General features: G+C 72.1%; 10 protein-coding genes. 1 reads left to right on the forward strand and 9 read right to left on the reverse strand.

Annotation, left to right across the window (positions count from 1 at the left end):
- Nucleotides 1–110: 110 nt before the first annotated feature.
- From WMI84_RS13410 to WMI84_RS13445, 8 genes are all read right to left on the reverse strand, one after another.
- Nucleotides 111–716: a helix-turn-helix domain-containing protein gene (locus WMI84_RS13410; RefSeq protein WP_347353959.1), complete on the reverse strand. Its 606-nt coding sequence runs from the start codon at nucleotides 714–716 to the stop codon at nucleotides 111–113.
- A gap of 33 nt (nucleotides 717–749) precedes the next feature.
- Entirely contained in the window at nucleotides 750–1,541 is a 792-nt protein-coding gene (locus WMI84_RS13415; protein ID WP_347353961.1) for an enoyl-CoA hydratase family protein, read from the reverse strand.
- Nucleotides 1,538–3,553 (reverse strand): biotin carboxylase N-terminal domain-containing protein, encoded by a 2,016-nt coding sequence (locus tag WMI84_RS13420; RefSeq protein WP_347353963.1) that lies wholly within the window; start codon nucleotides 3,551–3,553, stop codon nucleotides 1,538–1,540. Before WMI84_RS13420 ends, WMI84_RS13415 begins: the two co-directional genes overlap by 4 nt.
- Before the next feature lie 52 nt (nucleotides 3,554–3,605).
- Nucleotides 3,606–5,204, reverse strand: a complete 1,599-nt coding sequence (locus tag WMI84_RS13425) for a carboxyl transferase domain-containing protein (protein WP_347353965.1) — start codon at nucleotides 5,202–5,204, stop codon at nucleotides 3,606–3,608.
- Entirely contained in the window at nucleotides 5,201–6,976 is a 1,776-nt protein-coding gene (locus WMI84_RS13430) for an acyclic terpene utilization AtuA family protein (RefSeq protein ID WP_347353967.1), read from the reverse strand. The genes WMI84_RS13425 and WMI84_RS13430 overlap by 4 nt, the downstream gene beginning before the upstream one ends.
- A 445-nt stretch (nucleotides 6,977–7,421) precedes the next feature.
- The gene (locus tag WMI84_RS13435) at nucleotides 7,422–8,786 is read right to left on the reverse strand and encodes an NAD-dependent succinate-semialdehyde dehydrogenase (protein WP_347353969.1); all 1,365 of its coding nucleotides are present in this window, start codon (nucleotides 8,784–8,786) and stop codon (nucleotides 7,422–7,424) included.
- 132 nt (nucleotides 8,787–8,918) lie between these two features.
- Nucleotides 8,919–9,152 (reverse strand): DUF2249 domain-containing protein, encoded by a 234-nt coding sequence (locus WMI84_RS13440; protein WP_347353971.1) that lies wholly within the window; start codon nucleotides 9,150–9,152, stop codon nucleotides 8,919–8,921.
- A gap of 78 nt (nucleotides 9,153–9,230) precedes the next feature.
- Nucleotides 9,231–9,695 carry an Lrp/AsnC family transcriptional regulator gene (locus WMI84_RS13445; RefSeq protein ID WP_347353973.1) on the reverse strand — a complete coding sequence of 155 codons (465 nt, stop codon included), beginning with the start codon at nucleotides 9,693–9,695 and terminating at the stop codon, nucleotides 9,231–9,233.
- Between the two features lie 122 nt (nucleotides 9,696–9,817).
- On the opposite strand from WMI84_RS13445, the gene WMI84_RS13450 reads away from it, so the two are divergent.
- On the forward strand, nucleotides 9,818–11,212 hold the full coding sequence (locus WMI84_RS13450) for a tryptophanase (RefSeq protein WP_347353975.1): 1,395 nt from the start codon (nucleotides 9,818–9,820) through the stop codon (nucleotides 11,210–11,212).
- Between the two features lie 90 nt (nucleotides 11,213–11,302).
- Here WMI84_RS13450 and WMI84_RS13455 read toward each other — a convergent pair.
- On the reverse strand, nucleotides 11,303–11,541 hold a 239-nt coding region (locus WMI84_RS13455), incomplete at its 5' end, for a DUF2249 domain-containing protein (RefSeq protein ID WP_347353977.1).

Here is an 11,541-nt window from a genome sequence, read left to right on the forward strand (position 1 = left end):
GTGGTCGGATTGTGCGTGGTCGGGTGGCCGGGTGGGCTCGCACTTTCGGGCCGTGGTCGGATTGTGCGTGGTCGGGTTGTCGGTGGTCGGGCGGCCGGCGCGGCACAGCGTCACTCGGCCAGGCCGAGCCCCCGGGCGAGCTGCTCCGCCCACGCGTCGACGACGCGCCCGCGCCGCCGCGAGTCGTCGGTCAGGACGGCGGCCAGCGCCAGACCGCGGACCATGTCCAGCGTCGCCTGCACGAGGGTGCGCACGTGGGGGTCGGAGTCGTCCACCCCGAGCAGCCGGACCGTCATCTCGTGGACGCCGCCGCCGAACCTGCGCTCCAGGGGGACGATCCGCTGTCGCAGCGTCTCGTCGGCCGCCGCCGCCGTCCACACCTGCAGTGCAGCCTCGAAGAGCGGTCCGAGGTAGACCTCGACGATGGTGTGCAGCACGTGGGCGACCCGCTCCGCGCCGGTGAGGTCGGGCACGGTCATGGCCTCGACGAGCTCGGACCGCCTCTCGAACATGTGGTCCAGGGCCGCGACGATGAGGTCCTCGCGGGTCGGGAAGTGGTGTTGCAGGGCGCCCCGGCTCGTGCCCGCGTCCGCGGCGATGACCGCGACCGACGAGGCCTCCCAGCCGCGAGAGGCCAGCGACTCGACGGCGGCCTCGAGGATCCGCAGCCGGGTCGCACGGCTGCGGTCCTGCTTGGGCTCTGTGACCGTGCTCATCTGGTGATCGGGGAGGTATGGCGGGGGGCCGGCTCAGCTCGTCCAGCGGGGCGGGCGGCGCTGGAGGAAGGCCGCCATCCCCTCGCGGGCCTCCTCGCTCGCGAACAGCCGGGAGGACTGTTCGGCCAGCCGCTCGCGGTCGGCCGCGAACGTCTCGAGCAGGTGGTGGTTGAGCAGGGCCTTGGACTCTCGCAGGCCCTGCGGCGAGCAGGCCGCGAACGAGGCGACGAACTCGGCGACGGCGGCATCCACCTCGTCCGAGCGATCGACGGCACGGGAGACCAGTCCGATCTGCAGGGCGCGCGCGGCGTCGAACTTGTCGCCGGTCAGGAAGGACTCCGTGGCGGCCCGGCTGGTCAGGCGGGGCACCACGGTCAGGGAGATGACCGATGGGGCCAGGCCGAGCCGCGACTCGGTCAGCGCGAAGGTCGACCCGGGCCCGGCGACGACCACGTCGCAGGCCGCCACGAGCCCCATCCCGCCGGCGCGTACGTGCCCGTCGATGCGCCCGACGACCGGCTTGTCCAGCGCGACGATCGCCCGGAGCAGGTCGATGAGCTGGTCGGCCCGGGCCCGGGCCGGGTCGCCGACCGGCCCGCTGGAGGCCTCGGTGAGGTCGGCCCCGGCGCAGAAGGTGCCGCCCGTGTGGGTCAGCACGACGGTGCGCACGCCGGGGTCGGCCTCCGCCGCGGCCAGTGCGGCCCGCAGCTCGCGCACCAGCTGGTCCGACAGGGCGTTCCGGTTGTGCGGCGAGTCGAGGGCGATCCGGGCCACACCCCCCGAGGTCTCGACCGCTACTCGTGGGCCGGTGGGCTGCTCGGTCATGGCGTGGTGTCCTCCGTCGTCTGGTCGGGGTCGGTCTCGGTCGGCGCGGCGTCGACCACCGCGAGGGTGGTGCCCTGGTCCACCTGCTGGCCCACCACCACTGACAGGTGGGTCACGACCCCGGCCGTGGGGGCGGCCACCAGGTGCTCCATCTTCATCGCCTCGAGCCACAGTAGTGGCTGGCCGACCGCGACCCGGGTGCCGGCAGCCGCGGCCACCCGCACGACCGTCCCGGGCATCGGTGCGAGCAGGGTGCCCGTCGGCACCCGCGTCGACGGGTCGGTGAAACGGGGTACCCCCTGCAACGTGATGCTCCCTTCGGCGCCCTGGACCACCACGGAGGAGACGTCGCCGGAGGCGAAGCGACCCACCGTGTACCGGCGCCGGATCCCGTCGACCTCCAGGACGACCCGGTCCGGCTCGGCGACCAGCAGGGCGACGGAGCCGGTGCCGGCGGGCAGCCGCTCGAGCTCGAGGCCCCGACGGGTGTGCCGGTAGCCGACCACGAGCTCGTCCGCCCGAACCGTGTAGCCCCGCCGCTGGAAGCCCCCGGGCACGTTGCGGAACCCGCTCGGGATCCCTTGCAGGACAGCCGCGTCGGCACGATCGAGGGCAGCATCGGCCAACGCCGCGACGAGGGCACCCAGCGTCGGCTCCAGGGCCGCCGCGCTCGCCAGCCCGGCCGGGTCGTGCTGCGTGTAGAACCTGGTGTCCGCAGCGCCGGACAGGTAGTCGGAGTGCAGCAGGCTCGCGACGAGCAGGTCACGGTTGGTCGTCGGGCCGTGGATGCGGGCCCGCCGCAGCGCGCCCGCGAGCTCGCGGGCGGCCTCGTCCCGGGTCGGTGCCCGGGAGATGACCTTGGCGAGCATCGGGTCGTAGGCGACACCCACGACGCTGCCGTCGCGCACCCCCGAGTCGAGCCGGATCCCATGCTCCTCGGGGATCGCGAACGACGTCGTGGCGTCCGGCAGCTCGAGCAGGTGCAGGGTGCCGCTCTGGGGCTGCCAGTCGTGGGCCGGGTCCTCGGCGTAGAGCCGGGCCTCGATGGAGTGGCCGGTCATCGTCGGCTCGGCGCCGTGCAGGGCCAGCCCCGCCGCCATGTCGAGCTGCAGGCCGACGAGGTCGAGCCCGGTGACCGACTCGGTGACGGGGTGCTCGACCTGCAGCCGGGTGTTCATCTCGAGGAACCAGAAACGGCCCCGGTCGTCGGCGAGGAACTCGACGGTCCCGGCCCCGCGGTAGTCCACGGCAGCCGCGGCGTTGCGCGCGGCGGTGAGGAGCCGCGCGCGCAGATCCCCTCCGAGGTGCTCGACCAGGGGAGAGGGCGCCTCCTCGATCACCTTCTGGTGGCGGCGTTGCAGCGAGCACTCTCGCTCCCCGAGGGCCCAGACCGTGCCGTGCGCGTCGCCCATGACCTGGACCTCGATGTGGTGACCTGCCTCGAGGTAGCGCTCGCAGAAGACCATGGGGTCACCGAACGACGCGGCCGCCTCACGTGAGGCGCTCCCGACCGCGGCACCGACCTCGTCAAGCGTGCGCACGATCCGCATCCCGCGACCACCGCCGCCCGCCGAGGCCTTGACCAGGACCGGCAGGTGGGCCGCGCTGATGCCGGCCGGGTCGAGGCGGTCGAGCACCGGGACGCCGGCCTCGGCCATCAGCTGTTTCGACTCGACCTTGGATCCCATCAGCCGGATCGCGCGGGGCTCCGGACCGATCCAGATGAGCCCGGCCGCTTGCACGGCTGCCGCGAACTCGGCGTTCTCGGACAGGAAGCCGTAGCCGGGGTGGATCGCGTCGGCCCCGGCCCGGTGGGCCGCCGCGATGACGAGGTCACCGCGCAGGTAGGTCTCGGCCGGCGTGGTGCCCGCCAGCCGGACCGCGGCGTCGGCGTCGTCCACGTGCGGGCTGTCGGTGTCCGCGTCGGAGTAGACCGCGACCGTGGCGATGCCCCGCCGGCGGCAGGTGGCGAAGACCCGGCGGGCGATCTCGCCGCGGTTGGCGACCAGCACGCTGGTGATCGTCCGACCAGGGGTGGGTGGGTCCGGTGTCGTCACGAGTGCCTCACATCCGGAAGACCCCGAACGAGGTCGCGCCCTCGACCGGTGCGTTGTGGATCGCGGACAGGGCGATGCCGAGCACCGACCGGGTGTCGCGCGGGTCGATGATCCCGTCGTCGTAGACCAGGCCGGACAGCACCAGCGGCAGCGCCTCGGCGGTGATCTGCTGCTCGATCGCGGCGCGCACCGCGAGCGCGCCCCCCTCGTCGAACGGGTTGCCCTGGGCGAGCGCCGAGGCCTTCGACACCGAGTAGGTGACCTCGGCGAGCTGCTGCGCGCCCATCACCGAGCTGCGGGCGCTCGGCCAGGCGAAGACGAACCGCGGCTCGTAGGCCCGGCCGCACATGCCGTAGTGCCCGGCGCCGTACGAGTTGCCGAGCAGGACCGAGATGTGCGGGACCGTCGAGTTGGACACGGCGTTGATCATCATCGCGCCGTGCTTGATGATGCCGCCCTGCTCGTACTCCTTGCCGACCATGTAGCCGGTCGTGTTGTGCAGGAACAGCAGGGGGGTGTCGGTCTGGTTGGCGAGCTGGATGAACTGGGCCGCCTTCTGCGACTCCTGGCTGAACAGCACGCCTCGGGCGTTGGCCAGGATCCCGATCGGGAAGCCGTGCAGCTGCGCCCACCCGGTGACGAGCGAGGTGCCGTAGAGCGGTTTGAACTCGTCGAAGTCCGAGTCGTCGACGATCCGGGCGATGACCTCGCGCGGGTCGAACGGGTTCTTCAGGTCGGGGGGCACGATGCCGAGCAGGTCCTCGGCGGCATACCGCGGCGGTTCGGGAGTCGTGGTCACGGGCCCGGACGCCTTGCGCCGGTTCAGCCGCGCGACGATGCGCCGCCCGATCCGGATCGCGTCCTGCTCGTCGAGCGCGTAGTAGTCGGCGAGCCCGGAGGTTCGGGCGTGCATGGCGGCGCCGCCGAGCGACTCGTCGTCGGACTCCTCCCCGGTCGCGGCCCTGACGAGCGGGGGCCCGCCGAGGAAGACCTTGGAGCGCTCCTCGATCATCACGACGTGGTCGCTCATCCCCGGCAGGTAGGCCCCGCCCGCGGTGGAGTTGCCGAAGACGAGCGCGACCGTCGGGATCCCCGCGGCGGACAGCCGTGTGAGGTTGCGGAAGATCGCGCCGCCGGGGATGAAGATCTCCTTCTGAGTCGGCAGGTCCGCGCCGCCGGACTCGACGAGGCTGATGACGGGAAGCCTGTTCTGGCGGGCGATCTCGTGCATCCGCAGGGTCTTCTTCACCGATGCGGGGTTGCTCGCGCCGCCCTTGACCGTCGGGTCGTTGGCGACGAGCAGGCACTCGACCCCCTCGACGACCCCGATGCCCGCGACCACGCTGCCACCCACGGTGAAGCGGCTGCCGTAGCCGGCGAACGGCGCGAGCTCGAGGAACGGCGCGTCGCGGTCGAGGAGCAGCTCGATCCGCTCGCGGGCGGTGAGCTTGCCGCGGCTGCGGTGCCGCGCGACGGCACGCTCACCACCGCCGGCGATAGCGAGCGCGAGCTGCGCGTCGATCTCGGCGAGCTGCGCGGTCATCGCCGCTGCGTTGGCCCGCGCCTCGTCGCTCGTCGGGTCGATCGCGCTGCGCAGGATGGTCATGGGTGCTCCACCTCCGTGGCGGCGGGAAGGAACCGGGCGGGCAGCCCGACGTGCCGCGCCCTCAGCCACTCGCCGAGGGCCTTGGCCTGCGGGTCGAAGCGAGCGGCATACGCGACCCCTTCGCCAAGGAGCCCCTCGATGACGAAGTTGAGCGCGCGAAGCCGCGGGAGCCGGGTGCGCGTGACGGTCAGCGCGCGCGTCTCGGGGAGCAGCTCCCGCAGCCGGTCGACGGTGAGGAACTCGTCCAGCCAGGCGAACTCGTCGTCCGAGCGCACCCACACGCCGACGTTGGCGTTGCCGCCCTTGTCACCGGAGCGGGCACCGACGATCGTCCCGAGGGGAGCGCTCACGACGGGTTCGTATGCCGCTGAGCCGGGTTCGTGAGGAACGCTCGTCGCGCGCGTGGACAAGTCGTCCGACAGCGGCTCGAGGAGCCTTGTCACCGAAGGCGGTTCGATGGCGACGCGTTCGCCGCCCGGGAGCGTGACGGTGTGGGCGGGCACCTCCTGCCGCACGTAGGCGGGCCGGTAGACGCCGTAGGCGGAGCCGCCGCCGGGTGGGCTGGTGAGGAAACAGCCCGGATAGCTGGCGAGGGCGATCTCGACGGCGGCGCCCGAGAAGGCTCGGCCGACCTTGCGCTCGTCGGGATCGCGGGCCGTCACGGTGAGGGTCGCGGCGGCACGCGCCTGGGTGTCGGGGTCCTCGTGGTCGGTGCGGGCCAGGGTCCAGGTGAGCTGGGCGGGCCGAACCGGGAGCGCCGCCTCGACCTGTCGCCGGGCGAGCTCGGCCTTCGCCTCGATGTCGAGACCGGTGAGCACGAAGGTCAGCTCGCCCCGGTAGCCGCCGACGCTCGTGCACGACACCTTGAGATCGGGGGGTGGAGGCTCGCCGCGAACGCCGGCGAGCAGGACCCGGTCGGGACCTTGTTGCTCGAGGGTGACCGAGTCGAGGCGCAGCACCGCGTCGGGCCCGGCGTAGCGGGCGTCCTGCACCTCGTAGAGCAGCTGCGAGACGACGGTGTCGATGGTCACCGCGCCGCCGGTGCCGGGGTGCTTCGTGACGACGGAGGAGCCGTCCCGGCGGATCTCGGCGATGGGGAAGCCGGGCCTGGTCAGGTTGGGTATCTCGCGGAAGAAGGCCAGGTTGCCGCCGGTCGCCTGGGTGCCGCACTCGATGACGTGCCCGGCCGCCATGGCACCGGCGATGGCGTCGAACTCCGTGCGCCCCCAGTCGAACCGGGCGATCGCTGGTCCGACGACCACGGAGGCGTCGGTGACCCTGCCGGTGATCACAACGTCGGTGCCGGCCCGGCAGGCGGCGGCGACGCCGAAGCCGCCGAGGTAGGCGTTGGCCGCCAGCGGTGTGCCCAGGCCGAGCTCGGCGGCCCGGTCGGTGAGGTCGTCGCCGTCGACGACGGCGACCGAGACGTCGAGCCCCAGGCGGCCGGCAAGGTGGTGGACAGCAGCGGCGCAGCCGTGCGGGTTCAGGCCGCCCGCGTTGGTGACGATGCGCACGCCCTTGTCCTGGGCCAGGCCGAGGCAGTCCTCGAGCTGGCGCAGGAACGTGCGGACGTAGCCGAGCCCCTGGTCCCGCGCCCGGTCGCGGCCGAGGATGAGCATGGTCAGCTCCGCGAGGTAGTCCCCGGTCAGGACGTCGAGCCGGCCGCCCTCCAGCATCTCGCGCATCGCCGAGAGCCGGTCGCCGTAGAACCCGGAGCAGTTGCCGACGCGCAGGACCCCGGCGTCCCCCGGCTGACGGCTCATGTCGGTCATGACATCGCAGCGTGGCACACCCGACCCAAAACAAGCAAGCCTGCTTGTTTTGGGCAGGTGCACGGTCCACCTTCTGACCATGCGCCTCACCGACGACCACGCGGTCTTTCGCCGGGGCATCCGGCACTTCGTCGACACCGTGGTCAACCCGCGTGCGGACGGCTGGGAGCGGGACGGGGCCTTTCCCGCGCACGAGGTCTTTCCCGAGGCAGCCGCGGTCGGGCTGCTCGGCATCGAGTACGACCCCGCCTACGGCGGGCTCGGCGCCGAGCAGCTGCCGGCCCGCGTCACCGAGTACGCGAGGTCGCGGCTGGGCGGCTTCCAGGTCCCGAAGGTCGTCCGGGTCGTGGTCGCCCTGCCCAAGACCGCGACCGGCAAGATCCAGAAGTTCGAGGTCCGGGCCCGGGCTCGCGAGGGCTGGGCACCGGACCTCGAACGACGCGGGTTACGGCCCGACCCGGATGAGCTTCTTGTTGACGAACTCGTCGGCGGCCAGCAGCCCCATCTCGCGCGAGGTGCCGCTGCGCTTGACGCCGCCGAAGGGCAGCCCGGGCTCGTCGGCCTGCACGATGTTGACGTAGACCATGCCGGCATCGATCTTGTCCGCGATGCGGGCCGCCTGCTCCGTGTCGGTGGTGAACACGTACGACCCGAGCCCGAACGGCGTGTCGTTCGCGAGCGCGACGGCCTCGTTCTCGCCGGACACCTTGTAGACGACGCCGACCGGGCCGAAGAACTCCTCGCGGTAGGCGTCCATGTCCTTGGTGACACCGGTCAGCACGGTGCTCTCGAAGAACGCACCGTCACGCTTGCCGCCGGCCACCAGCGTCGCACCCTGCGCAACCGCCCGCTGCACCTGCTCGTCGAGCCGCTCGGCCGCGGCCAGCGACGACAACGGCCCGAGGCGGGTGCCCTCGGCGAACGGGTCCCCGGTCCGGGCCGCGGTCATGCCCGCGGTGAACTTCGCCAGGAACTCGTCGTACAGGTCCTCGGACACGATGAAGCGCTTGGCGGCGTTGCACGCCTGCCCGGTGTTGTCCAGCCGCGCGTTCACGGCGGACTCCACCGCGGCGTCCAGGTCGTCGGTGGACAGCAGGATGAACGGGTCGGACCCGCCGAGCTCGAGCGCGACCTTCTTCAGGTTGCGGCCGGCGATCTCGGCGACCGCCGCGCCGGCGCGTTCCGAGCCGGTGACCGACACGCCCTGGACGCGCGGGTCGGCCACGACGACGGCCGCCTGGTCGTTCGTCAGGCGCAGCCCGACGTACGCGCCGTCGGGGATCCCGGCATCCCGGTAGATCTTCTCGATGGCCGCGGCCGACTCGGGGCACTGGGGTGCGTGCTTGAGCAGGATGGTGTTGCCGATGACGAGGTTGGGCGCGGCGAACCGGGCCACCTGGTAGTACGGGTAGTTCCACGGCATGATGCCCAGCAGCACGCCGAGCGGCGAGCGGCGGATCACCGCCGTGCCCTCGCCGAGGATGTCGACCGGCTGGTCGCCGGTGATCTTGTCGGCGTGGTCCGCGTAGTACTCGGTGATGTCGGCGGCGAAGTCGACCTCGCCCTCGGCATCCGCCAGGGGCTTGCCCATCTCGCGTGCGATGATCGCGGCCAGCTCGTCCCGGCGCTCGCGGTGCAGCTGCGCGACACGGCGCACGATCTCCGCGCGTTCCGCGACCGGCTTGCCACGCCAGTCCTGGAAGGCCGCGTGCGCGGCGGCGAGGGCGTCCTGCACCTCGGCGTCGGTGTTGGTCGGGTAGCTGGCGAGGGTCTCGCCGGTAGCAGGGTTAACGACTGTGTAGTCGGTCACTTGGAGCCTCCATTTCGACGTGGCCGCAGTCTCGCTCATCCGCTCCGACGAACGCAACACGCGCCCCGCGGCACGAACGGCGCGTACGGTCCCCGGCGGACCGCCGAGCGTCGGAGGGGTGCGGCGGGCGAGTCAGGCCGAGGTGCGTCCGACCTCGACCCGCCAGAGCTCGGGCCCCTGCTCGAGCGGGGTCCAGCTGACCTGCCCGGCCCGCTCGGCGTTGAGCATGTACTTCAACGGCGTCGGGTCGTGGTCGGCCACGAGGATGAACCGGTCCCCTGCGGCCAGCCCGTCGAAGGCCGTGTTCGTCAGGTCGGCGCAGCTGGCGCGGCCGCCCTCTCGCGTGTCGACGACCGGCGTGCTCATGCTTCCTCCCGGGGAGTGGGTCACCAGATGAACGGAATGGGTCACAGATAAACACGGGAACTTCCGTGTGAAAAGAGCCTACCCTCCTGCCGGCCCGCCCGGCTCCGCCGCCGGCTCGGTCACCGGGCTCCAGGGCAGCAGGTCGGCCAGCACCATGCTGCTGCTGGGCCGGCCGTAGCGGGCGAGCCGGTCGATCAGCCCCTCGAAGGCCGACATGGACTCGGTCGCGACGACCAGGACCGAGCAGCCCTGGCCGGTCACCCGGTACAGCTCACGCACCTCCGGCCAGGCGCTCACCTCGGGGTCGCGCAGCAGGCAGGTCGGCCCGTAGCAGTCCATGACGACGACGGCACGCACCGGACGGCCGGTCCGCTCGAGGTCGACGTGCGCGTGGTAGCCGGTGATCACCCCGGACTCCTCGAGCCGTCGGACGCGTTCGGCGACGGCGGGCGCCGAGAGCCGCACCCGGCGCGACAGCTCGTTGTAGGAGAGCCGCCCGTCCGTCTGCAGCTCCGCCACGATGTGCCAGTCGACCCGGTCCACTTGCTGCCCACCTGTCGATCACGAAGTCAGGACCCTGAAGCGGCCATGATCGCAAGGTCACCCCGACGAAACGGCACGCAGCGCCCCTTCCGGGCCCGGCGGCATCCGGACACAGTGATGGTATGCCTGACAACCGCGCCGACGCCCCCTTCCGCACCATCATCGAGCCGTTCCGGATCCACTCCGTCGAACCGCTGCGCATGACCACCCGCGCCGAGCGCGGCGAGCACCTGCGGGAGGCGTCGTACAACCTGTTCCAGCTGCGCGCCGAGCACGTCCTGATCGACCTGCTCACCGACTCGGGGACCGGTGCGATGAGCCGGGACCAGTGGGCCGCCATCCAGCACGGCGACGAGTCCTACGCCGGATCGCCCTCGTGGTTCGTCTTCGTCGACGCGGTGCGCGAGCTGTTCCCGTACGAGCATGTCATCCCCGTCCACCAAGGGCGGGCCGCCGAACGGATCCTCTTCTCCGCGCTGGGCGGTCCGGGCAGGATCGTGCCGAGCAACACCCACTTCGACACGACCCGGGCCAACGTCGAGGCGACCGGGGCCACCGCGGTCGACCTCGTCGTCGCCGAGGGTCACGACCCCGTCTCGGAGCACCCGTTCAAGGGCAACGTCGACCTCGACGCGCTCGAGGCCCTGCTCGCCGCGCACGCCGACGACGTGCCGTGCGTCATGGTGACGGTGACCAACAACAGCGGCGGGGGCCAACCGGTCTCGCTGGAGAACCTGCGCGGAGTGCGCAAGATCTGCGAGCACTACGGCAAGCCGCTCTTCCTCGACGCCTGCCGGTTCGCCGAGAACGCCTGGTTCATCCGGGAGCGCGAGGCCGGGCAGGGGGAGCGCGACGTCGCCGACATCGTGCGCGAGATGGCCGCCCTGGCCGATGGCATGACGATGAGCGCGAAGAAGGACCCGATGGGCAACATCGGCGGCTGGCTGGCGATGAACGACGACGAGCTGGCCCGGGTCTGCCGCACCCAGCTGATACTGACCGAGGGCTTCCCCACCTACGGCGGGCTGGCCGGCCGCGACCTGGAGGCGCTGGCACAGGGGCTCAAGGAGGTCGTCCAGCACGACTACCTGCGCTACCGGATCCGCTCGACCGCCTACCTCGGCGACGCTCTGCACGAGCGGGGCATCCCGGTGCTGCGTCCGATCGGCGGACACGCGGTCTACCTCGACGCGCGCCGGCTGGCGCCGCACCTCGAGCCGCTGCAGTACCCGGGCCAGTCGGTGGCCGTCGCGCTCTACGAGGCCGGTGGGATCCGGTCGTGCGAGATCGGGTCGGTGATGTTCGGCCGCCATCCGGACGGGTCCGAGGTGCCGGCCGCGATGGAGCTGGTCCGGCTCGCAATCCCGCGCCGGACCTACACCCAGAGCCACATCGACTACGTCATCGAGGTGTGCGAGCGCGTCGCGGAGAACGCAGCCGCGCTGCCCGGCTACCGCATCACGGACGAGCCGCCGGCGCTGCGGCACTTCACGGCCGGGTTCGCGCCGATCGCCTGACCCGCTGCAGACGAAAGGGTATGCCGCCCAGCTCGGCTGGGCGGCATACCCTTTCGGTTCGGTCCTGGTGCCGTCAGGACGAGAAGGGACTCAGGCCGCGGGACGCCCGATGCGCACCCGCCACACCTCGGGACCCTGCTCGAGGTAGTCCCAGGTGAACTGACCCTTGTACTCGGCGTCGAACTGGTAGAAGAGCGGCTTCGGGTCGTGGTCGTTGACCAGCTCGAAGCCGGTGCCTGCCTCGAGCGCCTGGTAGGTGCCGAGGATCAGGTCGTGGCGGCGGGCCGGCGGCTCGCTGCGGACGTCGAGCTCGGGGTCTGCACTCATGG

The organism is Intrasporangium sp., from assembly GCF_039812505.1.
In the GTDB taxonomy this organism is placed as follows: Bacteria; Actinomycetota; Actinomycetes; order Actinomycetales; family Dermatophilaceae; genus Intrasporangium_A.

What these genes read in the sequence shown, in the direction of transcription:
- WMI84_RS13410 (WP_347353959.1), bottom strand. Translation starts at nt 716, where the DNA reads ATGAGCACGGTCACAGAGCCCAAGCAGGACCGCAGCCGTGCGACCCGG.
- WMI84_RS13415 (WP_347353961.1), bottom strand. Translation starts at nt 1,541, where the DNA reads ATGACCGAGCAGCCCACCGGCCCACGAGTAGCGGTCGAGACCTCGGGG.
- WMI84_RS13425 (WP_347353965.1), bottom strand. Translation starts at nt 5,204, where the DNA reads ATGACCATCCTGCGCAGCGCGATCGACCCGACGAGCGACGAGGCGCGG.
- WMI84_RS13430 (WP_347353967.1), bottom strand. Translation starts at nt 6,976, where the DNA reads ATGACCGACATGAGCCGTCAGCCGGGGGACGCCGGGGTCCTGCGCGTC.
- WMI84_RS13440 (WP_347353971.1), bottom strand. Translation starts at nt 9,152, where the DNA reads ATGAGCACGCCGGTCGTCGACACGCGAGAGGGCGGCCGCGCCAGCTGC.
- WMI84_RS13450 (WP_347353975.1), top strand. Translation starts at nt 9,818, where the DNA reads ATGCCTGACAACCGCGCCGACGCCCCCTTCCGCACCATCATCGAGCCG.